Here is a 25,915-nt window from a genome sequence, read left to right as displayed (position 1 = left end):
GTATTTTTAAAGAAAAGTTTGCTAGGCAAACACAATTATATATAACTCTTTAAAAGTATACTGTGTTTAAAATTAATGTTTTAAAAGAAAAGGAAAATACTGTTGTAGAACTGTCTAATAAAGACAAAACAGCTATTGCAAAGATTGGTTTAAATGAAGGTGCAAGGTTGGTTGATTTAACGTTAAACAACAAAGTTGTAATTGAAGAACAAGCCAATTTTGACTATAAAAACTCATATGCTTCAGCAATTTTATTTCCGTTTGCAGGTAGAATAGAAAATGGTGCTTATCAATTTAAGTTTGATGATTATCAACTAGATTGTAATAATAAAAACAATGCAATTCATGGCTTAGTTTACAACAAAACCTTTGAAATTTTTGAGCCTGAAGAACATCAAGATAATTGTTCTGTTACCTTTAATTATTATGAGAAAAACCCTGTAGATGGCTTTCCTTTCACTTATTTTTTATCGGTTACTTACACTTTATTTGAGTCGCATTTAAACACAAGAGTTACTATTAAAAATATAGATGATAAAGCTTTTCCTTTTACTTTAGGATGGCATCCTTATTTTAAAGTTACCAATTTTCAGGAAAGCTTTTTAGCACTTTCTTGTGAAAAAAAAGCAGTGTTCAATGAAAATATGGTAGCTGAAAAGTTAGCTGATTATAATTTTGATGGTGAAATTGCATTAAAAGATGCAGACTTAGATGACTGTTTTATATTAAAAGATAATAAGGCTATTTTAAAAACGCCTGATTATCATTTAAAAATTACCTCAGATGCTAATAAGAATTACTATCAAGTTTTTACGCCAAAAAAACTCCCATTAATTGCTATAGAGCCATTAACAGGAGTTGCTAACAATTTTAATAATAACATAGGGCTTCAAGTATTAGAACCAGAAGCGACCTATGTTCAAAATTGGGATTTAGAGCTTGTTGATTAAGTTATTGAAACATGTAAAATTTCTTAGTACATCTTGCTAAACTTTCTCTTTTCTTAAAGTCGAAGCCAAGTGTAATCATATGTGAACCTACATTAAAACTTTGTGTATTATTTATGTTGATTCCAAAACCATAGGACGCATACAAATTACCCGATTTTATACCCACTAAAGGCGCAAAAGTGTTTGGATTAAACAATTGGTCATTTAAGAAATTATAGGTGAAACCTGCCCAAATATAGCCACTTGCTGTTCGTTTTCTAATTTTTAAATTTAAATCGGTTCTCGATCTTTGATCGCCTTCTAAATACTCAACTAGAATAGAAGGTTCAAATTCATAATCACCGTAAAAACGAGTAAAAATATAGTAATTGTAGAGTGAATATCGTCTTAGAATAATTGGTTCTCCATTAGAGAAAAATCGGTCTTTTTTGTCTAAAATATTAGATACGTTAAAACTCACTCCATAATCATTATATCGATATAAAAAACTTACATCAAAATTAGAGGTATTAAAGTTTAAGGTGTTTCCTAAGCCTGCATCTAAATCTTCAAAGCTATTTGCATTAATGTTAAACATCACTAAACTATAAGTAAAACCAAAGGAGAAAAAGCTTTGGTTTACATCACTCAGAATTAAATGACTTGCAAAAGTGGCCTTAAAACCTTGTTGTGAGGTGTTACCATTTGCATCTTTAAAGATGGTTAAGCCACCTCCAAATCTATCTGCAAGTCTACTTTCTATAGAGAGAGATTGGGTTTCTGGGGCGTTTTTAATACCTACCCATTGTGATAATCCATTTAATCTAAATCGTAATCCAGAGCCAATACCAACATAAGCTGGTGTTATGGCAAAAGGATTGTCTCCTAAATAATTTAAGTATTGAGGTAGATTTACTTCTTGAGCATTAATATTTGCGCTAAAAAGTAAGGTAAGTAGTAGAATATATATTTTTCTCATTTTTTTATCTGTATAAAGTAAAGTTGCCCATTAATCTTCTTCTCACTCCTGGTTTTTGATCGTAATAAATTACATACCAATAATCACCTGAAGGAAGTGGTTTGTTGTTGTATAAACCATCCCAACAATTGTTTACGCCTTTAAAAGTTTTAAGTAATCTGCTGTATCTATCATATATTAAAACTTCTATATTATGATAGTCTTTAACTTTTGTAGGATACCAGCAATCGTGTTTTCCATTTCCATTTGGTGTAAAGAAATTCGGAATTTCGATATCTATAAACTCACCCAAAATAGCAATGTATTCTACACAACCTCTGCTGTCTTTTACAGCAATATTATAAATTCGAGTTTCAGAAATTATAAAGGTGTTTTCTGGCGTAAACGAACCATTATCTATGCTGTAAGTATAAGGAGGAACACCACCAGAAGCGTTGGCAATTAGTTTATTTATTTCTGAGGTATCTATTTCTAAAATTAACTCAGGATTCTCTTTAATTGAAATAGTTTCACTTGTAGAACAACCGTTTTTATGAGTAGCAGTAATAGTATAATTACCAGGAACTAACTCTATAAAAATACCTTCTTGCTGAGGATTTGTACCATTTATGGTATAGGTTACATCACCTTCATATAAATCATCTACTAAAGCAAAAACAGTAGCATTATTATTACAAGTATATTCAGGAGATAAAACCAAGTCTAGGTTAACACTAGATTCTAAATCTACAGAGAAATTGGTGGTACAATTGTTAGCATCAACCACAATGATTTGATAGGTTTTACCACCTTCTAAATTAGAATATGCAAACTGATTTTCTACAAAAGCACCATTATCCAATTTTACATTATAAGGAGCAGTACCACCTTCAATTTCAATTTCGAAACCACCATCACTTTCTCCAACACACGTGGCTTGCTGGATATCTTTTACACTTACCTTAAGTTCATCTATTTCATCAATAGTTACTTCTGTAGAATTAACTTCACAGTTCAACTCATCTTTAATTGTAACTTGATAAGTGCCAGGACTTAGGTTAGCAAAAGTATTATCAGTCTGAAAGTTTGTACCATCTATGCTATAACTAACCACTCCTTGTCCACCTGAAGAGGTAACTACAATACTACCATTGTTTCCCCCAAAACAAAGTATATTTTCTGATGTAACCTCTTCTATTGTAAGTGGATTAGGATTATTAATTATAACTTGTTCAGATACTTCACAGCCATTTTCATGAACCGCTGTTATTGTATAGCTACCAGTAGCCAAATCACTAAAAATACCTGACGTTTGTAAAGCACCATTATTGATAGAATATTGCACTTTGCTTGCTTCTGATGCATTAACAGTAGCTTCTATTTCAGACAGGTAATTAATACAATTTAAAGTAGTGTTTGTAGTTAAGTTTAATGATACTCCAGCTTCTATATCTACAGAGAAATTGGTAGTACAATTGTTAGCATCAACTACAGTAATTTGATAGGTTTTACCACCTTCTAAATCAGAAAATATAAACTGATTTTCCACAGAAGCACCATTGTCTAATTTTACATTATAAGGAGCAGTACCACCTTCAATTTCTATTTCGAAACCAGCATCACTTTCTCCAAAACAAGTAGCATGCTGAATGTCTTTTAAGCTTACTTTCAGCTCTTCTACTTCATCAATAACTACAGCAGTAGAAACAACTTGACAATCTAACTCATCTTTTATGGTAACTTGATAAGTGCCTTTGCTTAGGTTTGTAAATGTATTATCAGTTTGAAAGTTAATGCCATCTATACTATAACTAACCACTCCTTGTCCACCTGAAGAGGTAACTACAATACTACCATTGTTTCCCCCAAAACAAAGTATATCTTGTGTTGAAACCCCTTCTATTGTAAGTGGATTAGGATTATTAATTATAATTTGTTCAGACACTTCACAGCCATTTTCATGAAGGGCAGTTACAGTATACGTACCACTAGCCAAATCACTAAAAATACCCGACGTTTGTAAAGCACCATTATTGATAGAATATTGCACTTTGCTTGATGCAGATGCATTTACAGAAGCCTCAATTGTAGATAGGTAATTGGTACAACTTAAGGTTGTGTTGGTGGTTAAATTAACCTCTACAGCCTCCTCTAAAGGCACTACAAGAAAATCTTCACATCCTTTAGCATCTTCTATAAAAATTACATAGGTTTTACCACCTTCTAAATTGCTAAATGAAAGCTGATTTTCTACAAAAGCGGCTCCATTTAAGCTTGTTTTATAAGGAGGATTTCCACCTGTAATTTCTAAATCGAAAGCAGCATTTTTACTACCTAAACATAATTCTTGTTGAACGTTTATTGCATTAGAAGTTAATTGGTCTGGTTCTGTAATTTCTACAGTTTCACTTACAAAACAACCACTTTCATCTTGTACAGTAACATTGTAAATACCTGCTGGTAAATTATTAAATACGTTTATAGATTCATACTTAACTTGATCTATACTGTATACTAAATCTCCTGTTCCACCAGTTGCATTAATTACAATACTACCATCTAAATTACCAAAACAGCTTATGTTAGAAACTACAACTGGAGTTTGTATTTCTAAAGCTACAGGTTCTGTAATAGTGTAACTTTCTGTAGTAAATACACAATCTTCACTATACACTCTAATTTTATAAGTACCAGATGATAAACCACTAAAAGTATCTTCATCTTGCCTGTTTCTAAGTATTACATCTGCATCATTTAATAGTTCATATTGATAGTTTCCAAAACCACCACTGGCAATTGCCGATATTACAGCTCCTGTTTCTGCAGCACAACTTACATTAGCTGCACTTGTATCTAAGATTGCAGTTAACGGATTTAAAGCATCGATTTCTACAATTGCAGAAGCCTCAGAGATACAGCCATTGTCATCTTTTGCATAAAATTGATGTGTACCCACTGCAACTTCAAAAATTGGAGAATTGGTAAAAGAAATTCCGTCTTTACTATACGTATAATTTCCAGAACCACCACTTGCACTTAAGGTAACTTCAGATAAATTAGAAGAACAAGTAATACCTGTAGTAATATTTGCAGTAACTAAAACAGCATCAGGATTATCAATGACTACATTGTAGGTCTTTGAACACGAATATTCGTCTGAAATAACAACAGTATAATTACCAGCAGTTAAATTATCGAAAACATTGCTTTCTTGTTTAACACTTAAAATGCCACTATCTTTTTGAATTTGATAATAGTATTTTACAGGATTGCCTTGACCACCAGCTACATTTGATACTGTAATTGCGCCATCTTTTTCATCAAAACAAACCAAATCTGCAACAGTAATATCTGCTGTAATTTCTAACGGATTTTCTAATGTAAAAGATTTATCTACAACACAATTAAATTTATCTCTTACAGAAATAATATAATTTTCTGCAGCTAAATTATCTATTGAATTGTTGGTAGAGAAGCTTTGTATAATAGTACCAGTAGCTGTTGCTAATTGGTATTCATACTCTTGCCAACCACCAAAAGCATCAATTAATAAGGTTCCACTATTTGCAGAAACACAGGTTATAGGTGTTGTAATAAAGTCAAAATCTAAGGTTTCTGCAGGGCCTTCTATAGAAAAAGGTGCTGATTCTACATCACAAAAAGGGATATCTAATTGTGTTATTTTTATATAATACTCGCCTTCTGTTAAATTATTAATTATAGTTTCACCTGAACCAGAACCTACAAATGTTGTTGGTAAATTGGTGATTTTATCAAATAGAACATAATCGTAATTTCCTGAATAAATGGTTGTACTAGAAAACTGAAAGGACACACTACCAGTTGCACTATTTGCACAACTTAAATCGTTATTTTTTTGAACAATTATGTCAAATTCATTTACGTTTTCTATGGTATAGTTTGTTTCTAGGTAACAATTAGTGTCTAAATTAAGTACTCTAATTGTATAACTACCTTCTGCTATATCTTTAAAAATTCCAGTAGTATTTGTTTCTGTAAAACCAGTGTTGTTTGAAATTGTATAAGATTTGTTTGCACCATTAACTTCTGTATTTGTGGTTACAGAAATAGAAGCACCTGTTTTACAATCTGCGCTTACATCTTCTGTGATAAAAATATCGGTTAAAGCAAAAAATTCATTTACATTGGTTTGAATGGAAGCAGAACAACCTTCATCATCGTAAACAACTATAGTAAAATTGCCACCATTTGTATCACTTAAAATGTAAGTATCATTATTACCTGTTTGTACAATTTCATCATCTGTAGTAGTTGCTGTACCCTTATTGTTAATGAAATCTATTTGTGTATAATTACCACTACCACCCATAATCAAAGCAGTATCTATTGTTATACTTGCGTTGTTGTAAGTATTTCCTGTAGTACAAGAAAAATCGGTAATAGTTGGTGTAGGAATTTGAATAGGATCAAACTCATTTACAGTAACATTTGCCTCTACAATTGTACAATTGTTATTACCAAGTGCTGTAATTGTATAAGTACCTGGAGCAACATTTATAAAACTGTTAGTGGTTGCATCGAAACTACCAGAAACTGGCGATATTGAATACGTATAGTCTAAACTAGAGTTGCTATTTTGCAATGCAATGGTACCAGAATTAGTGCCAGAACAGGTGCTATTATCTACACTGAATGTAAAGGTAGGTTCTTCTTTTGATAAAACTTCTACAGTGATGCTTTTACTACAATTGGTCGCTAAATCAAATACGGTAATTGTATACACACCTGCATCTGATAATTGAATAGTTTCAGTGGCAGAAGCTAAGGTAGTTCTAGAAATTATACTTGTGCTAGCACTATTTACAACTTCATATTCGTAATTATTAGAACCTTGTAATACATTTATTTCTACGCTAGCGTCTGCATTTAGAGTACAATCTAAATTTTTAGTAATAGTCGCCTCAAAGTTTAGAGGAGGATAAATAATAACATTTTCTGGCAGACTTAAACAACCATTGCTATCCATAACAATAGCTGTATAATTACCAGCAGCTAAATCGTAAAAATTGGCATCTGATTGAAAAGTTACGCCATTATCAATCGAATAAAAATATGGAGCCAATCCTTTAGAAGCATTTATTGTAATGCTATTATTTAGTGTACATAAATTGCTTGTTATGTTTTGTATTTCTGGTTTTTCGCTAATGTTGATGACAACATTACCTAAGTCTTTTAAACAAGAAAACTCATCAGAAACAGCTACATTAATGGTTGATGCAATTGTAGCATCAACTAAATTATTTACATCTATTTCTACAGCTCTATCTTGAGTTATAATTGGGTTGATGAAATTGGTACTTGTTAAGGTGAATGTATAATCACCAAATCCGCCAGAAATGGCATCAATATTTACAATACCTGGTTGGTTACAAGTAATATCTCTTAAAACTGATATTGAACCATTTATCTCTGCACCTCTATTAATTCTTGCATTTCTGCTTCCCCAAGAGCAAGCATTATTTGTAATTACCAAATAGAAATTACCTGCAGGCAAATTAGAAACTACAATATCATTTAAATTACTTTGAGAACCATTTCTGACAGGTAAATTGGTATCAACATCAAACAATTGCCAATTTAAAGTGCCTGATAAATTATTACTAGGATCGTTAATGGTAAATGTTAATTCACCAGTATCTGAAGTTGCACAAGCCTCTTGAGTAACGTTTGCTGCTATTTCTACTTCTGGTGTAAATGAGTCGTAAATATCTACACTATTTTCTTTAATACAACCAGTTGCATCTTTTACATAAAAGTAATATCCTAAACCAGGAGTTAAGTTTTCAAAAACATAAGTTGTACCATTTACAATAGTTGGAGATACCCAATTGCTAGTAGAATTTACAGCAAATTCGTAAGGAGCAACACCATCTTGAGCTTCTACAGTAACTTGGAAACCATCTTTACAATCTCCTGTAGCTGAAGAGCTAACAATTAAATTAGATACATGAAATGGCATTCTAAAATTATCTAAAACTTTTATACACCTAACAGTTACTCCATCTGTTTCTAATAATCGCAACACAGGTGTAAATACTGTACCTGAGCTTATGCTCATAAATGTGTTGTTATTAGACCAAGTTGTACCATTATCAATAGAATATTCTAAAGTATAAGGAGCATAACTGTTTGAGGTAATAAATTCTATTCCAAATTGATTTAAATCTGTAACTCCACAAGTTGGTAGAATAGGATTGATAGTTGCAGTTAATTCAACAGGATTTTCTATAAGCGAACTAATTGTTTTTGAACAATTATTGGCATCAGTAATAGTAATGGTATAAGTATCTGCATCTAAATTATAATACTCTTTTGTCGTATTGTAAATGTTTGTAGAGGTTTCTGTAAACCCTAAGGTATTTGAAACATTAATAGTATATGGTGCAAGACCTCCAGAAAAATCTAAAGTTAAATTACCTTTTTCATCAAAACATTTTGGCTGAATTACAGAAGCTGTAATATCTACATCTGCAGCTTTATTTATAGTTACAGTATCTAAATATTCGCAATAATCTGTAGCTCCATTATTGTCTCTTACATATACTTTATAATCGCCAGCTGTTGTAATATTTTGACTACTATTTGCGCTAAAATCTGCATTGGTAATTGTAGCACTTGCACTAATAAAGGCATATACATAATTGCTATCACCACCTGTTGCAGTTACGTTTATTGAACCAGGATTACAACCAATATCTGCAGTAACAATACTAGCATTTAATTGATTGTTTAATACAATGTTTTGCTCTAAAACTTCACATGAAAATCCGTCTTTTACTTCAACAGTATACGTGTTGGGTTGAAGATTTGTAAAAGTAAAGGTGTTTGGATTTGCAGTACTTGGTGATTGCCAAGGACCATTATTTAAACGGAAAACGTAATTGTCATTACCTTGAGTAACATCAATTTTAATTTCACCATTTGTACCATTAAAACAACTAGTTACACTGGTATCTATTAATAACGATTTTGCAGGGTTTACAGTAATAGAAGCACCTATTGCTGTTTCACAACCTTTGCTATCTCTAGCTTTAATGGTGTAATTACCAGCAACAACACTTGTAAAATCATCTACCCAAGTTGCTCCATTATCTATTGAATATTGATAAGGAGGATTACCACCAATTGCATTTACATCTAAAACTGCAGTTGCATTTGTACAGGTAATTTCTTGAGCTATACTTGCTGTAACTTGCAATTCATTAGGTTCAGAAATGGTTACACTTCCTAAGTCTAGTGTACAACTATCAGATTGTACACGTAGGCTATAATCACCTTTATCTAGGTTGTTTATGGTTAATGGAGATGCATTTGCAGTAACCCAAGAACCACCATTTAAAGAATATTCAAATGAGGAATTGTAATTGCTAGCTTCTATTGTAATACTTCCATTTGCATCACCAAAACAAGAAATATCTGTTGAGTTGGCTACAAAACTGTTAAACCCTTGATTTGGTAAAACAGTTACTTGAACTTCTTCTAAACACTCACTACCTATGTTTATAGAAATGGTATGATTCCCTTCTGGAACATCAGCAAAAATATTTGAATTCGTAAACGGATTTCCATCTAAACTATACAAATATCCTGTCGTGTTTGGTAAAATTTCTATGGTAGCATTTCCTGTACAGCTGTAACTTAAATTGGTAGTAAAAATAGGTACTGTAGGTAAAGGATCTATGATAATATCATTAAGAGCCAAAGTACAATCGTTAGCATCTTTTATAATGGGTGTATAAGTGCCTTCTTTTAAGTTTGGAAAACTAGTTTCCTCAAAGAAATTAACACCATCTATACTATAAGTATATGGAGTATTACCTCCAGAAACCGAATCAAAAGTTATGGTTGCATCTGCATTACAAGTGTAATTTTGGGTGATTGATGCATTACCAGTAATTTTTGCAGCTTCAGTAATAACAATATCTTTGGTGTAATTACAAGTATCTAAAGCTTTAGTAGCTCTTATTAAAACCTTATAGTTACCAGCATTTAAATTGCTAAATAAATTTTCTGTTTGATAATTTGTACCATTATTTATACTATAATTTAAGGTGTAGTTATTTACATCTTGATCTGGAGTAATAGTAAAACTTCCATTCTGATTTCCATTACAAGTTACATTTTGAATTGATTCAGTAAAAGTAAAAGCTGGTTCTGCTATCACTTCAGTAGGATTGGAAAACGTGAAACAATTGTTACCATCAACAATTACAAATTGATATACACCTTCATCTCCTGGAGCTATTTCTAAATAACTATCTGTAAAGAATTCAATGATTGGAATGGTTGTAGGGTTTGCATACAATTCTACACCATCTATAGACCAAATTGCATAATTATAAATTGGGGTACCACCTATAGTTGTTAAATCTATTCTACCATTTGTACAACTAATATTTTTGGTAGTAACAGCTGTTAATGCTAGTGGTTCTGGTTTTGTAATGGTTACATCACCCTCAAAAGAACAATTGTTAGGAGCAGTAACTTTAACAGTATAAATACCAGCTTCAGATACAACAAAGGTATGATCGTTGTCTATTTTTGGTGATGTTTCAGATAATAGTTGTCCGCCTTTAAATAGTTGATATACATACTCACCATCTACGTTATTTACTTGAACTCTAATGGTACCATCAGAATCTGAACAATGAATCTGGTCTACAATTAAATCTACTTCTATGTTTTTTTCAAAGACATCAATTGCGGGTAATTCATAAACACAAGAAGTTGCAGAACCACCTTTTTTTCTAATGAATACTGTGTAAGTTCCAGCTGCAGTAATATCAAAAGAATTACTGTCTTGAAAAGTATTGATATCGTTTGTTAAACTAAATTGATAATTAGCAGGAATATTATTGATGGTTATATTACCAATGTTACCACAAATTAAATCTGTTTTATCTACTAAAGGATCTAAAGTTGCTTGAAAAACATCAAAATAATAACGCTTAAAACAACCACCTTGAGCTCGAATTTCTACCCTATATTTTCCTGGTTCGTTTGCATTGTAATCGTTACCAGTTTTAACAGTGTTCCAAGTACAAGAGTTGCTCGTATTTGGACAATCTGCACTGCTATCATCAATGCAAGAATCTTCATCTAACTTTTGCCATAAAATGGTATTTGAGTTGTAAATATTTGTTTTAATAAGTTTACTACTTTCTGTACCACATAAATAAATTTCTGATAGCTCAGAACCATCATCTGAACATACTTTTACTTCGTCTGCAAAGTCAATAACCGGGTTTGGTTGCGTAATAAATGATACTACATTTATAATTTCTTGACTGCTAATACATCCTACAGGTGCAACTTTATCTACGGTATATCTGCCAACTTTATCTACTGTAATGGTTTGTGTATTTCCAATAACATCTCCATTTGCATTTTTCCAAGTGTAAGATAAAAATCCTGCTCCAGCAGTTAAATCTACAGTGTCTGTACAAAGTACTTCTTCTCTTTCATACGTACATTGATCTACATCTGCTAAGAAATTAGATGGCCCTTCATAACCTCTATTACAAGCGTCTACACCAAAATAACTAGGTGTGTTGTTTGTGGTTACTCCATTTATTTCTCCTGTGAAATTTACAAACGCTTGATTTTGAATAATGTTAGAACAAACGTCTCTTAACTCATTACAAGATTCTACTACTTTAACTTTTAACCTGATATTATAAGTAGGGTCACCTAACTCTACTAAATTGTCTGGAATTGTAAATACAAGTTCACCTCTAAATTCATTGGCTATTGTTGGTGCTTGGTAGGTGTAAGTTACTCCTAAAGGCATTATAAGTTCGGTTTCGAATAAGTCAACATTTTTAGGCAACCTGTCTATGATTGTAGTATTTGTAGCATTGTCATTACCCTTATTTCTAAATGCAATATTGTACCAAATTTCGTTTCCTAAATTAACTTCACCCCCAGAAATATCATTACCATTTGTATCTTCTATGGTTTTTACGAGTTCAATATCTGGTTCTATAATTTCTACACTCATGGCATTTAGAAATACCCAATAACCATCTCCACTAGTGGTTAATTTTATATCTGCATCTGTTTGATCGTTTGCAATAAGTTGATTGTTTACGTTGTTCAGATTAAAAATATCAGCATCAAAACCTAAGGTGTTTTCACTACTTGGACTTCTGTTGGCTAAGAATTGATCATTAACTGTAATAGAACCGTTAAAAAAGTTAGTTGCAGGGTTTGTGTTTGGTGTAGAAAGGGTTTGAAAAGTTCCGTTAATGTCTTTCATTTGAAAACGATCTCCCTTAATAGATTTATCACCTTCTAAAGCAGCTACCAACATTTTTGCTCTTACAGGCCCATTAGGAATTGTTTTAAAACCAGAATATGAAACCTCTGCATTTACAGAATTAGAACCCCCTTTTACAGCTGTAAATCCATCAAAAATAGAAACCCTTCTTGTAGGCTCTAACTCGTTTTCATAGATTACAACCATAATCCAACCTGCAGATGAACCTGTGTTGCTTTTACCTCTAACAGTGGCTTTTATATTGGCAGCAACATAATCTCCATTTGGTGAATCTTGGGCATCTATAATTGTTGTGATATCTTTAAAACAGGTATAAACAATTTTTTCTTTGGTGCCAGAAATGGTTGGTCCATCAAAAATAACATCACCTGTAACATCTTGATATTCTTGGTTTGGTAATTTAAATTTAATGGTATTTACATCTACATCTCTTGTACTGTTAACATCATTCCAATATTTTCTTGGATATACTGCAGACCAATATAAACCTGCAAAAACTACTTTAGAACAGCCAGGTAAATTTAAGGCTGCTTTGCTGGAAGAAAATGTGGTAGGATCATTATCAATATCTATATAATCTAGATTTAATTTATTGTTTCCTTGGCTTCCATTGTAATCATCATTAGGTACAGTACCATCTTGATTTTTACTTACAATACTATTGGCAATAAAAGTGATGTCTCCTTTAAGGTTTACACCTCCATTTTGCAGTCGTTGTTTAAATTCTACGAAAGTTTGCGAGTAGGTTTGGTTTGCAAAACTTATAATTACAATCAATGCAATTATACACTTCTTTAGGGTTTGTTGGGTATTCATCTTGTGGGGGTATTATGAATGTTAGTCTTCTACTTTTAAGATCCATTTATCGTGAACATATTTTCCGTTCACATTGTTATAAATTAATTTAATTATTTCTCTTTGACTCTTTGCGTATGCTATATATACGTACCTATATTTTTTAGTAGGATGTATAAAATAGTTAGGGTTTAAATCATCCTTTTTTAAATTCTCCATAAATGAATTTGCATAGTTTTCATTTGAGAAAACATTTACAATTAAATAGAAACCTGCTTCTATATCATCAGTTCTTTTAATGATTTCCATTTTAGGCAAATCAGAAACTTTCTTAGCTACAGGTAAGCTATCCTTTTCATTTTCTAAAGATTTAATCTTTTCTTTTATTGATAAACTATCTTTCTCATTTTGGGGTATTTTGGTTTTATTTTCTGTTGATAAACTGTCTTTCTTATACTTAGATGCTATTCTTTTGTTTTTTAGTGATAAGCTATCCTTCCTGCTTTGGTTAGTCTTAATTTTGTCATTAATTGATAAACTATCCTTATCGTTTTGAATAGATTTTGATTTATTGATAGCTTTTAAACTATCAATTTGAATTTGAAGCGCCTTAATTTTTTCGTTAATAGAAATGCTATCATTTAAAGTTGTAGCTGTTTTAATTTGTTTCGCATTTAAACTGTCTTTTTTAACTTTTTCAGCATCAATAATTTTAGGTTCAGTATTTTTTAGGTCTTCGTCAATGGTTTCAATTTCACTATTTATTGGAGTATTGTAGGTGATGTTGTTGCTCGGTTTTTTAGCAAAGGAATACACAATACCTAATTCGCTTGTAGGGCCTAAATCGTTTTTTCCTGTTTCATAAACATAAGAAACCGCTACTTTTTGCGATAATCGAATTCCTAAACCTACAGATGTTCCAAAAAAATCATCATAACCACCTTGCACCCAACCAAGTTTAGGTAAATCTAGTAGTACATTTCCTGTAGAACCACTGTTGGTATTGTAATTAGCGCTATAAAAAAAACGCAAAAGTCCATCTTCAAGTAGCTTGATATTACTATTTATAGGTTCTGTAAATTGCGCATGAATAGAAAAAGACTTTTCTGAAATAGGTGTAATAAAATCGCCTTCTTTTAAATTATAATCTACTGCATCTCTTAAATTTACACCAACATTAAATTTACCATAATTGTAATTTAAGCCAGTTTGTAAAATAATATTTGTCTTTTCTTGAAAGTTAAAAATAACGGCATCTGAAGCAGGATCTACAATTCTTGTTCTATCAATATCAAAATGACTAAACATAAAATTAAACCCTAAAGTTAAACTGCTTTTGGCATTTAATTTAATTTGATATGCATAGTTGGCAATGGCTCCAAAATTGGTAAACACGCCAATTCTTTGTCTATAAATACCAACTCCAGCACCAATATTATCATCAATTTTACCAGAAAATCCAAGAATGTTTAAAACAGGAGAACCTTCAAAACCAATAAAACTGTTTCTACTTAATATAGCAATTGATTTTCCTGTTTCATTAACCACAGTAAACGTAGGATTTAGTAAATAAGTGTTCTGTTTCACAAAACTTTGCGAAGAAAATCTATTGAAGATTTTTTCTACAGAATCTTGAGAATACAGTGATGTTACTGTACATAATAAAATAATAATATGTCTTTGTTTCCTACACATTTATCTTATAATGTTTATAGTGCCTCTTTTTATAATATTTTCATCACTTCTAATGATGTAGAAATATAAACTTGCTGTTTTTACATTAATATCTGGCCAGTTATTTTGATAGTTTTTTTGTCTTAATACAGTTCGTCCTGCATTCGAAATAATTTCTACTTCAATATTGGGTTTAAAAGCAAATTCTGACGGAATTTTCCAAGAATCGTTAACTCCATCTCCATTTGGAGTTAAAACATTTGGTACATATATATTACCAGAAATTACTGTAACTGTAAAGAATTTTTCTATTGAGCAACCATTCAAATATGCAATTACCCTATAATTACCTGCTTTTGTTATTTCTAAAGAAGAAGAGGTTTCTATTAAATTGTTATCTTCATCAAACCACTCATAAGTATCTGCACCATTTGCAGAAATGATTTTTGTTTCTCCTTCTTGAATGGTAATTTCATCATCAAAATCAAATTCAATAGTACTACCATCAAAAGAATTAATAGTAATTGCAGATGAGGTTTTTGAACAAGAATAACCTACAGCTTCAACAGTATAATTACCAACCTCAACAACTGTTAATGTTGTATTTGTTTCGCCTGCAATTGCTGTATTATTGAGGTACCACTGATAACTTAATCCGTTAATTTCTGGAGTAGATAAAATAATTTCTTTGTCTGTACAAAGCGCATAAATATCATCTACAGAAGCAACATTAACTTCTGGCAACCCTAGGTTTACAGCTAAAATATTCGAGGTTGATGTTTTAGAGCCACTATTAATTTTAAGGTAATAAGTCCCATTTTCTTCATAATCATTAATGGTAATTTCAGGTTCATTATATCCGTTTAAAATGTTATTGTCTTTATACCATTGAAATTCTAAAAGCTGAATTTGTGCTGCAGATAATTGGTATGTTGTGCCATTAACATCTCTAGCTTCTATGGTTTTGTAAGTAAGTTGTGTTTGTAAAGATGTACATTCTGAGTAGTTAGGCGAAGCATTAATAACTGTAATTAAACTACTAACTGCACTTACAGAGATAGCATCTATAGATTTTGTTTCTGAGCATCCGTTAGCGGTTATGGTTACTTGAGCAAAATAAACACCTGGTTCTGTTACATTTAAATTATTAGAGTTAGAATTTGGTATTTCTACATTGTCTTTAAACCAAGTAATAATTGCGTTTTGCGCATTATGAGTTACATTAAGTACTCTAGTCTCACCCTCTAAAATTATAGTTGCAGCAGTTGTAGTTGATGAAATGGTAAAGTTGCTATCAAAATTCTCAATAACAATTTCAGTAGATTTTTTTAAGCAGCCTTCATCATTTTTAACCTCTATTTGGTAAACTCCTGCTTCAGTTATTTCAAGAGTGGTTTCATTGGCATTTGGTATTGGAGATCCATTTAATAACCATTGATAGGTAACTCCATTTTGTTGGGTACTACTTAATGTAATTTGCTTAGTGCTACAAAAAATATTGGTTTGATCATTAGAAGATATTACAGGTTCAAATACACCAAGAATAACGTCTAAAACATTAGATTCAGATTTTATAGAACCATTGCTAACTTCTAAAAAATAACTACCATTTTCTACATGATTTTCTATGGTAATTTGGTTGTCTGTAAAACCATTTAGAAGGTTACTGTCTTTGTACCAATTAAAATTTAATAAACTAATTTGACTATGGGTTAAATCGTAAATATTCTGATTTTCATCTTTGGCTTTTACGCTTTCTAAAAGTAACTGAGTTCTTTCAGAAACACAATCTGAATAATTTGGTAGAGGCTTAATAAGTACATCAAAACTTTCAACAGCATTTACATTGATATTTTCTGATTTTTTAGTTTCTGAACAACCATCTACAGTATTGCTAACTGCAGCATAATAGGTTCCAGATTCAGTAATTGTTAGAGTTGTAGTTGTTGAATTCGGAATTACAACCCCATCTTTAAACCAATTTAAAGTGGCATTTTGAGCAGTATGTGTAATCTCTAAAACCTTTGTTTCACCAAAAAGGATAAAGTTTTCTGTCTCTGATACTGTATTTACAGAAAAGTTGTTGTTAACATTCGTAAATTCAATTTCGTTAGATTTAGTTGTACATCCATTTGCATCTGATTGTACTAAATAATAAACTCCTGTTTGAGTAATTTCATAAGTATCATTTGTTGCATTAGCAATAGCAGTATCGTCTAAATACCATTGATAATTTAGCCCAATATTCACATCAGAAGAAAGAACAATTTGTTTATTATCACAATATGTGTTTGATGCACTGCTTGAAGAAATTTCAAAGGTTGGTAATTTTAACTTTACTTCTAAAGTATTTGAGTTTGAGCTAACATTTCCACTTGAGGTCTGTACAAAATATACCCCATTATTTGTAAAAGTAGAAATGCTAATTTGGTTTTCTGTAGCCCCATTTACAGCGTTATTATCTTTAAACCATGCAAAACTTAATAAGGCAATTTGAGCATCAGTTAAATTATAAGCAACATTGTTGGCATCAATACCTCTTATAGTTTCTATGAATAATTGAGCTTCTGAAGAAACACAAGAAGTATAATCTGAATTTATATTTATAATGGTTTCAAAATCTTGAAAATAATTTACAACTATATTGTCTGAGTTTTTTGTTTCTGTACAACTGTTTGCGGTATTTTTTACAGCAGCAAAATAGGTTCCTGATTCTGTTATATTTAAACTAAGTGAGTTTGAATTCGGAATTTCAACATTGTTTCTATACCAAGTAATTTCGGCATTTTGTGCATCATGTGTTATAGCAATTACCCTTGTTTCTCCAGCCAAAATATTGATAGGAGTTGCACTATCAATGCTAACAGAAAAATCGGTATTTACGCTATTTATGTTTACTTCATTTGAGGTTGATGTACAACCAATTTCATTAGTAATCTCTAAACGATAAGTACCCAAATCTGCAAGGTCAGAAATGGATAAGGTTGGTGAATAAGCAGGCAAATTGGTTAGTTTCTCATTATTTTTAAACCAAGAGTAGGTATATAAATTGTTGTCTACATTAGCTTCTAAAACATAGCTTTCGTTTTCACACAGATAAACCTCAGAATTTCCTAAAATTTCTGCATCTACAGCACTGCTAATACTAACTTCTATGATGTTTGATGTTGCAGGTGAATTACAAGAACCATAATAAATTTCACAGTAATATAAACCAGGATCATTCACAGTAATAGATGAGCCTCCCAATACAAATTCTTGGCCATCTTTATACCATTGTAATTGATTAGAACCAGAGTAATTAACACTAATTTCTTTAGGTTCTGCTTCACAAAGGCTAATGTTTTCAAAATTATTTAATACCAAAGCATCTAAAGACATGTAATAGGCTTCAAATACATCAGACTCTGGACTAATTATTTCTGGCGATGAAGATTTGACACGAATTTTATAATTGGTACCAGCTACATTATCTGGTATACTAAATTCTGAAGTAAATCTGAAAGCACTGTTTTTATCAGAAATTGTGTTTAAAGCTGTTGGCGATGAAAAATCACCATCTTTATTAGAAAGTTCAAGGGTAAAAACGTTGTCAGAATTAAAGACAGCATTGATAAAAGTAACTTCTAATTCATAAGAATTAAAGGAATCACTTGCACAAGCGTTAGTAAATTTTAAGACAGGTTTTAATAGTTCTTGAGATACAAAAACTTGGGTACTAAGCAATAGCAAAAGGAGTATGTAGGGGGCACCTTTTCTAATAACGATAAAATTTAAAAATCAAACACTAGGTATTTGACTAGGGGTTTAGAGGTACAAGTTACAATTTATTTTTTAAGATTGGTATTATTTCACAAAAAAAGCATCCAAGAATATTCTTGAATGCTTTCGGTATTTTTTAAATGCTATTTTTTTACCAAATACGAACTCTGTCCTCTGGTTTCAAGTACATTTTATCACCTTCTTTTACATCAAAAGCGGCATAAAAAGCATCCACATTTTTAAGTGGCATATAAGCTCTGTACATTCCTGGAGCATGAGTATCTGTCATAATTCTATTTCTTAATGCATCATCTCTCATTTTGGTTCTCCAAATTGTACCCCAAGAAAGGAAAAAACGTTGTTCTGGAGTATAACCATCAATTTTACCTGGTCTTCCATTTTTCTCAAAGAAAATTTGTAAACCTTCGTAAGCAGCTTGCACACCACCTAAATCTCCAATATTTTCACCAAGTGTAAATTCGCCATTTAAATGCATACTGTCTATTGCAATAATATTGCTGTACTGATCTATTAGTTTTTTACCTGCTTTTTTAAACTCTTCAGAGTCTTCATCTGTCCACCAATTTTTTAGATTTCCATCGCCATCAAAACGTGCACCAGAATCATCAAAACTATGAGAAATTTCATGACCAATAACAGCGCCAATTCCACCATAATTTACAGCTTCATCTGCTCGATAATCATAAAAAGGAGGTTGTAAAATTGCTGCAGGAAATACAATCTCATTATTTACAGGGTTAAAGTATGCGTTTACAGTTTGTGGAGACATACCCCATTCTGTTCTATCAACTTCTTTACCTAATTTATTCATGTTTTGATTATAGTTCCATTTTGTAACATTAATTACGTTTTCGAAATAAGAACCACCATCTTCCAAACCTTTTACTTGAAGTTCTGAGTAATCCTTCCAAACATCTGGATACGCTATTTTAACTGTTAATTTATGCAGTTTCTCTAGCGCTTTTTCTTTTGTAATTTCACTCATCCAAGGTAATTGTGCAATTCTTTTTTCGAAACCTAGCATTACATTATCAATCATTTCCTCTGCTTTTTTCTTAGCTTCTGGTGGAAACATTTTTTCTACATATAATTTTCCTAAAGCCTCACCAATTGCGCCATTTAAATTATTTAATGCACGCTCATCTCTTGGACGTTGTTTTTTAGCTCCTTGCATTTCTTTGCTATAAAACTCCCAATTTGCAGTTTCTAAATCTGTAGAAAGTGCACTTAAAGCACTGTTGATTGTGTTCCAACGTAATAATAATTTAATATCTTCTACAGATCTGTTTTCGAAAATAGTACTCATGGCTTTAAAATACCCTAAGTCTGTTACAATTACAGTTTCAATATCTCCAACTCCAATACCTTCTAAATGCGCTTGCCAATCTATAGCTGGTGCTAATTCTGTAAGTTCTTCCACAGACATTGGGTTGTATAATTTTCTAATATCTCTGCTTTCTTCTTTGGTCATCATTGGTTCTGCTAAGCTTTTTTCAAAAGCTACAATGGTAGCCGCATTTTGCTTTGCAGAAGCTTCATCATCACCAAATTCTTGTAACATTTTGGCTACAAAAACTTCGTATTTTTCTAATTTATCTTTCACTTTAGCATCCACATAATAATCTCTGGTTAATCCTAAAGAACCACCACCTAAATAACCTGCATAAACGCTACTGTTTTTTAAATCGTTATAAACGCCAAAACCATAAAAGCCACCTCCACCATAAGGAGCCATGTTTGTTAAATAAGTTTCTACATCATCTTTAGTAACTATTTCATCAATTTTAGATAAATAAGGCATAACAGGTGCTTTACCTTGTTTGTTTCTAGCAACAGTATCCATTATAGTTTCATAATAGTTTACTGCTTTTTCTTGATCTGAGTCTATCTCATTACCTTGTGCATCTTTAATTTTAGGAAAATCTCTTTCTTCTATAGCTTCATTTAAAATGTTTAAAACATCTGCATCTGTTTTTTTACGTAATTCACCAAAACCACCCCAAGAAGTTTGGTCATCAGGAATTTCGGTGTTGTCTAGCCAAGATCCGTTTACGTGTCTAAAGAAATCATCTGTAGGTTTTACAGAAGTATCCATGTTTTCTAAAACAATACCAGCTACTTTTTCTTCTTCTGGTGCATCGTTTTTACAAGAAACAAATGCTATAGAAGCTATAGCAGTTGTAAACAATAGTTTTTGAACGCTTTTCATTATTTCGATTTTTGATTAATTTATTATTAGTTGTCTAATTTTAAAATTGTTACAACAAATTAACATTTTAATTTCAAATTATGTGGTTTTGTAAGAATTTTAAATATGCTTCGACTAAATTTGTACTAAATTACAAAACAATATGACAGAGAATTTAACGAAAGAAACGTTTTTAGAAAAGGTATTTAATTTTAAAGAAAATAAAGAGTGGAAGTTTGAAGGTAAAAGACCTGCATTGATAGATTTTTATGCAGATTGGTGTGGCCCATGTAAAATGTTAGCCCCAATTTTAGAAGAACTTTCAGAAGAATATGGAGATAAAATCGATATTTATAAAATAGATACAGAAGCAGAGCAAGAACTTTCTGCTGCATTTGAAATTAGAAGTATACCTTCTATGCTATTTTGCCCTACAGAAGGAGAACCGCAAATGGCAAATGGAGCTTTACCAAAAGCAGATTTAGAAAGAGTAATTGGCGAAGTTTTAAAAGTAGAAAAATAAAATTATTACAATTTAATGTAAAGCCTAAAATTAATTTTTAGGCTTTTTTTTTGCTCTAAAAAATATACATAAGTTTTTTATGCATTAGAAAATTATGTATATATTTGAAATAATTATTTAGTTAAATATTTCAATTATGGGAAATCAGAAATTATACAAAGGCTCTTTACAAACAATCATTTTAAAATTGCTAGCTAGTAATACTAAAATGTATGGTTATGAAATAACCCAAAAAGTGAAAGAATTAACCAAGGGTGAGTTAAAAATTACTGAAGGTGCACTGTACCCTGCTTTACACAAGTTAGAAGCAGATGGTTTGTTAGATGTTGAAGTAGCTAAAGTTGGTAATAGATTGCGTAAGTACTATAAATTAACAGAAAATGGCACTAAAGAAACTGCGAATAAGTTAGAAGAAATGCAAGATTTTTTAAAAACGATGCAGCATTTGGTAAACCCAAAGTTTAGTTTAGAGTAAATTTTATGGCTATGGAATTAACGAAAGAGCAACTGCTACAATTACATAATTATATTTATGTTTCAGGCATTAAATTTTATGATGTTAGAACAGAATTGGTAGATCATTTTGCAAATATATTAGAGCAAAGATTAGCTGAAAATCCTGATTTAAATTTTAAAGCTGAAATTGAAAAAATTCATAGAAATTTTTCTGATAGAGGTTTTAGCAAACTACTAAAACAAAAAACAAAATCAGTTACTTACAAGTTTTTTAAACATTCTTTACAGCATTTAATGTCCTTTTTTAAAATTCCAAAAATTTTAATTACAGGTTTACTATTTGTGGTTTTACTAAAAGCACAATTGTTTTTTTCTAATAAAGAAAACTTCTTTTTAACGCTTATGCTATTTTCTGTTTTACTAATGTTAATTATTGGCTTTAGGGCTAGAAAAAGAAACAAACAAGAACAGTTTTTAAGCCTGAGTTTAACTTTAGGTTTTATGCAAGTGTTTCATATTCTAGTAATGATGTTACAGTTTAGTTATAGCAGATCTTTAGAAAGTTTAGCAAACACAACTCATAATACCATATTTATTGCATGTTTTACTTTACTATTTCTCTTTTTCTGGTCTGGAGAATATGTGTATCAGCAGAATAAATTAATGGTAGAAAAACAATATCCAAACATTTTTATTTAGCATGGAATTAAATAAAGAACAAATAGAATTAATAGATAAAAGATTAAAATCTGGAGGTATTAAGTATTGGGATTTACGTCTAGAAATGATAGATCATATTGCCACAGATTTGGAAGAAAATGCAATTAGTAACGATTTTAAAAAAGAACTAAATAATTCGTTAAAGCGAATTGGTTGTTACAATAATTTGTACAATTTAAATACACAAGGTTGGCAAAATGTAAATAAGTATTACAGAAAAAAATATGTTGAAAACATTAAAAACTATTTAAAAAGTCCAACTATTATACTCTTGGTAATTCTAGGTATAATTATTAATTATTTTTTGTTTGATTATTTACCATTAAAAACTTTTAAACTAATTAATTTCTCTAGTTACGTTATTGTTTCTATTCCATTTTTTATTTTAACCATTAAGCTTTGGTTTAAAAAATATGGCAAATCTATACATTTAGATTATGGTATTTTTTACTTCGGATTTGCATTAATAATGATAAATCTACCACTACAAATTTCTGGCTATTTAGATGTTTTTTATCAAAAAATATTTTTGATTTTACTATTGCCTTTGTTTACGTTAGCCACATTTTCTGGGTATCAACTTTTTAAAGAATCTATACAAAAAGTAGAAAGAATTAAAAAAGAACTTAGCTTATGAAACTTACAGAAATTCAAATAGAATCTTTATACAAATTTACAAGACAGCACTATGTAGAATATTACGATGTGCAAGTAGAACTTGTAGATCATTTAGCAAATGATATAGAACAAATCTGGGAGCAGCAGCCTGAATTATCATTTAATGATGCTCGAGATAAATCATTCAAAAAATTTGGTGTTTTTGGCTTTATGAATGTGGTAGAAAGTAAAGAACTTCAAATGACAAAAAAGTATTTTAAACTCGTTTTAAAATTTGCGAAAGAATGGTTAAGCTTGCCTAAAATCGTTTTAACAATTTTACTTTTATTTGGTTTTTATCAACTGCAGCAATATTCTTTTGGATATCAGATTTATTTAGGAATATTCATTACAAGCACTATCACTCAGTTTAGTATGCTTATTAATAATACTCGTAAATTAAAACGAAGGCAAAGACAAACTCAAAAAAAATGGCTTTTTGAGCATGTTTTAAACATACAAGGTTTAGGAAATACAGCGATTATATTTATCTATTTTTTTGATTTTCCAGTTTCTAGTGCCAAAGAATTTTTAGCTATGGGCGATTTTAAAAGAGCATATTCTGCACTTTTAATTACAGCATTTTTAATTATTAGTTACATCACATTAGTTGTTATTCCTAAAAAAGCAGAAGAATTATTAGTTCAAACTTATCCAGAATATCAAATTACTTAATTTTATTTTTTGATGAAACTTAGAGAAATTCAAATAGATAATCTATACAAGTTTACAAGACAGCACTTTGTGTATCATTATGATGTACAAACAGAACTGGTAGATCATTTAGCTAATGATATAGAGAAAATTTGGGAAGAAAATCCTAAAATATCTTTTGAAGAAGCTAGAGATAAATCATTTAAGAAGTTTGGTGTTTTTGGTTTTATGGATGTTATAGAAGCCAAGCAAAAACAAATGAATAAACGCTATTGGCATCTGTTACTTCGCTTTGTAAAAGAATGGTTTACCTTACCTAAAGTAATTACTACTTTACTTATATTTTTAGGTGTTTTTTGTTTAATACAAATTCCGTTTGCAGAAATTGCAATAGTAAGTGTTTTGTTAATATTAGCTGTTTTTGAAATGGTTGCAGCCTATAGAATCAGAAAAGAGCACAAAGCCAAAGAAAAAACGGATGAGAAGATTTTTCTTTTGGAGGCCATGATTGGTACAACAAAAAATAGTTTTACAGGTTTTACCTTCATCAACTTATTTAATTTTATCAACCTAACAGAATTTGATTTTTCTGGTTTAAATATATATTGGTTATTATTAGTAGCTGCAACAGTTACTTTACTATTCATATTCTTTTATGTAGCAAACTATGTGCTACCACAAAAAGCAGAAGAATTGTTGCAAGAAACATATCCTGAATATAAATTGGTAAAAAACTTGTAACAAAAACTGCAAATCAACTACTTATACTCAAACTAAACCACCAAACTTATGATTTCACATTTCCTTAAACTAGAATGGAAACAATATTTTAGAGCTGCAAATTGGCAAAAAAGTGTTTTTCTAAATATTCTATTGGTGCTTTTTGCACTATACTTTGTAGTTAGTTTTTTAATAATTGGTGTAGGAGGTTATTGGATTTTGAAAGAAATGTATCCAGAACAAGATCCTTTAGTGGTGGTTAATGCATTTTTACTTTTTGCAATTGTGGGCGATTTAATTTTTAGATACCTCATGCAAAAGCTTCCAGTAATGAATATAAAACCAATGTTAACACTGCCAATTCCTAAAAGTAAAATTGTTCACTTTATACTTATAAAATCGTCATTCTCATTTTTTAATATTATGAGTTTGTTTTTCTACATACCATTTGCAGTTGTTTTAATAATGCAAGGTTATAATGTAGCTGGAGTTTTAGGTTGGTTATTTACAATGGTTTTTATTATTCAGTCTGTAAATTACTTAAACTTTTTAATCAATAAAAACACCAAAATATTTGCAGGTTTAGTTACGCTTTTGGTAGCTGGTTATCTCGTAAATTATTTTAATTGGTTCAATTTACCAGGATTTATAGGTAAAGGCTTCGACTTTATTTACGAAAACCCAATTATGGTAGTTGCTTTTGCAGCATTACTTTTCTTTCTATACAGTATAAACTACAAACAGCTAAGAAATGAGGTGTATTTAGATGCTATTATTACTGAGCAAACCAAAGAAGTAAATGCAGCAGATTTATCTTTTGCTGATAAGTTGGGTGATTTGGCTCCTTTTATTAAAAACGATTTACGTTTAATGTGGAGAAATAAAAGAACAAAGTCTGGAGTATGGATGATTTTAGTGGGATTATTATATGGTTTAATATTTTATCCTAACCCAATGTATAAAGGCATGGAGTTTATGTATGTATTGGTTGGTATTTTTTCTACAGGAACTTTCTTAATAAACTTTGGGCAATTTATTCCTGCTTGGGATAGCAGCTATTACAAGATGTTAATGAGTCAGAATTTTAAATACGAAAGGTATTTAGAATCGAAATTTACAATAATGACAATTAGTGTTGTAGCTCTTTTTGTGCTAGGTATTCCTTATGTTTACTTTGGTTGGAAAGTTCTGGTTGTTCACTTTGCAGCCATGATTTATAATGTAGGTGTAAATACGCACGTAATTTTATTTGGAGGAACTTTCAACAGAAAAAAAATTAATTTAGATGAAAAAGCGGCCTTTAATTTTCAAGGTACAGGTGCTGTACAATGGTTAATTGGTTTGCCTTTAATGGTGTTACCAATGGCAATTTTTGGTCTAATTAATTGGTTGGTAAGCTTCGAAATTGCATGTATAACCTTAGCTGTTTTAGGATTTATAGGTATTGCATTACACAAAAAAATAATGAAAGCCATCACAAAAAAATACATTACAAACAAGTATGTAATGATTCACGCATTTAATCAAGAAAACTAAA

The 25,915-nt window shown here is 30.7% G+C and carries 13 protein-coding genes; 8 read left to right on the top strand and 5 right to left on the bottom strand.

Annotated elements, in window-relative coordinates; translation table 11 throughout:
* The first annotated feature begins 62 nt into the window (after window positions 1–62).
* Window positions 63–950, top strand: a complete 888-nt coding sequence (locus MED152_RS08415; protein WP_015481440.1) for an aldose 1-epimerase — start codon at window positions 63–65, stop codon at window positions 948–950.
* 1 nt (window position 951) lies between these two features.
* Here the strand turns inward: MED152_RS08415 and MED152_RS08410 are convergent, their stop codons facing one another.
* The 5 genes from MED152_RS08410 to MED152_RS08390 form a co-directional block, all read right to left on the bottom strand.
* A complete protein-coding gene (locus MED152_RS08410) occupies window positions 952–1,908 on the bottom strand; it encodes a type IX secretion system membrane protein PorP/SprF (RefSeq protein ID WP_015481439.1) in 957 nt (318 codons plus the stop codon).
* Between the two features lie 4 nt (window positions 1,909–1,912).
* On the bottom strand, window positions 1,913–13,024 hold the full coding sequence (locus MED152_RS08405; RefSeq protein ID WP_015481438.1) for a T9SS type B sorting domain-containing protein: 11,112 nt from the start codon (window positions 13,022–13,024) through the stop codon (window positions 1,913–1,915).
* Between the two features lie 21 nt (window positions 13,025–13,045).
* Window positions 13,046–14,698 (bottom strand): type IX secretion system membrane protein PorP/SprF, encoded by a 1,653-nt coding sequence (locus MED152_RS08400; protein WP_015481437.1) that lies wholly within the window; start codon window positions 14,696–14,698, stop codon window positions 13,046–13,048.
* Window positions 14,699–18,403 carry a gliding motility-associated C-terminal domain-containing protein gene (locus MED152_RS08395; protein WP_015481436.1) on the bottom strand — a complete coding sequence of 1,235 codons (3,705 nt, stop codon included), beginning with the start codon at window positions 18,401–18,403 and terminating at the stop codon, window positions 14,699–14,701.
* A 187-nt stretch (window positions 18,404–18,590) separates the two neighbouring features.
* Window positions 18,591–20,669, bottom strand: a complete 2,079-nt coding sequence (locus tag MED152_RS08390) for a M13 family metallopeptidase (RefSeq protein ID WP_015481435.1) — start codon at window positions 20,667–20,669, stop codon at window positions 18,591–18,593.
* A 142-nt stretch (window positions 20,670–20,811) separates the two neighbouring features.
* Between MED152_RS08390 and trxA the strand changes: the two genes are divergently transcribed.
* From trxA to MED152_RS08355, 7 genes are all read left to right on the top strand, one after another.
* The gene (gene trxA / locus MED152_RS08385; protein WP_015481434.1) at window positions 20,812–21,171 is read left to right on the top strand and encodes a thioredoxin; all 360 of its coding nucleotides are present in this window, start codon (window positions 20,812–20,814) and stop codon (window positions 21,169–21,171) included.
* 136 nt (window positions 21,172–21,307) lie between these two features.
* Entirely contained in the window at window positions 21,308–21,646 is a 339-nt protein-coding gene (locus MED152_RS08380; protein ID WP_015481433.1) for a PadR family transcriptional regulator, read from the top strand.
* 11 nt (window positions 21,647–21,657) lie between these two features.
* On the top strand, window positions 21,658–22,326 hold the full coding sequence (locus MED152_RS08375) for a hypothetical protein (RefSeq protein WP_015481432.1): 669 nt from the start codon (window positions 21,658–21,660) through the stop codon (window positions 22,324–22,326).
* A gap of 1 nt (window position 22,327) precedes the next feature.
* The gene (locus tag MED152_RS08370) at window positions 22,328–22,984 is read left to right on the top strand and encodes a hypothetical protein (protein WP_015481431.1); all 657 of its coding nucleotides are present in this window, start codon (window positions 22,328–22,330) and stop codon (window positions 22,982–22,984) included.
* Entirely contained in the window at window positions 22,981–23,679 is a 699-nt protein-coding gene (locus tag MED152_RS08365; RefSeq protein ID WP_015481430.1) for a hypothetical protein, read from the top strand. Before MED152_RS08370 ends, MED152_RS08365 begins: the two co-directional genes overlap by 4 nt.
* Window positions 23,680–23,691: 12 nt before the next feature.
* Window positions 23,692–24,399 carry a hypothetical protein gene (locus MED152_RS08360; RefSeq protein ID WP_015481429.1) on the top strand — a complete coding sequence of 236 codons (708 nt, stop codon included), beginning with the start codon at window positions 23,692–23,694 and terminating at the stop codon, window positions 24,397–24,399.
* A 48-nt stretch (window positions 24,400–24,447) separates the two neighbouring features.
* Window positions 24,448–25,914, top strand: a complete 1,467-nt coding sequence (locus MED152_RS08355; protein ID WP_015481428.1) for a DUF5687 family protein — start codon at window positions 24,448–24,450, stop codon at window positions 25,912–25,914.
* Window position 25,915 lies beyond the last annotated feature (1 nt).

Origin of the sequence: Polaribacter sp. MED152 (genome assembly GCF_000152945.2) — a bacterium.
Lineage (GTDB): Bacteria > Bacteroidota > Bacteroidia > Flavobacteriales > Flavobacteriaceae > Polaribacter.
This window is presented reverse-complemented; position numbering and strand designations above follow the sequence as displayed.

Excerpts from the sequence above, each read along its gene's own strand:
- MED152_RS08410 (WP_015481439.1), bottom strand. The coding sequence starts at position 1,908 with ATGAGAAAAATATATATTCTACTACTTACCTTACTTTTTAGCGCAAAT.
- MED152_RS08405 (WP_015481438.1), bottom strand. The coding sequence starts at position 13,024 with ATGAATACCCAACAAACCCTAAAGAAGTGTATAATTGCATTGATTGTA.
- MED152_RS08400 (WP_015481437.1), bottom strand. The coding sequence starts at position 14,698 with ATGTGTAGGAAACAAAGACATATTATTATTTTATTATGTACAGTAACA.
- MED152_RS08390 (WP_015481435.1), bottom strand. The coding sequence starts at position 20,669 with ATGAAAAGCGTTCAAAAACTATTGTTTACAACTGCTATAGCTTCTATA.
- trxA (WP_015481434.1), top strand. The coding sequence starts at position 20,812 with ATGACAGAGAATTTAACGAAAGAAACGTTTTTAGAAAAGGTATTTAAT.
- MED152_RS08380 (WP_015481433.1), top strand. The coding sequence starts at position 21,308 with ATGGGAAATCAGAAATTATACAAAGGCTCTTTACAAACAATCATTTTA.
- MED152_RS08375 (WP_015481432.1), top strand. The coding sequence starts at position 21,658 with ATGGAATTAACGAAAGAGCAACTGCTACAATTACATAATTATATTTAT.
- MED152_RS08370 (WP_015481431.1), top strand. The coding sequence starts at position 22,328 with ATGGAATTAAATAAAGAACAAATAGAATTAATAGATAAAAGATTAAAA.
- MED152_RS08365 (WP_015481430.1), top strand. The coding sequence starts at position 22,981 with ATGAAACTTACAGAAATTCAAATAGAATCTTTATACAAATTTACAAGA.
- MED152_RS08360 (WP_015481429.1), top strand. The coding sequence starts at position 23,692 with ATGAAACTTAGAGAAATTCAAATAGATAATCTATACAAGTTTACAAGA.
- MED152_RS08355 (WP_015481428.1), top strand. The coding sequence starts at position 24,448 with ATGATTTCACATTTCCTTAAACTAGAATGGAAACAATATTTTAGAGCT.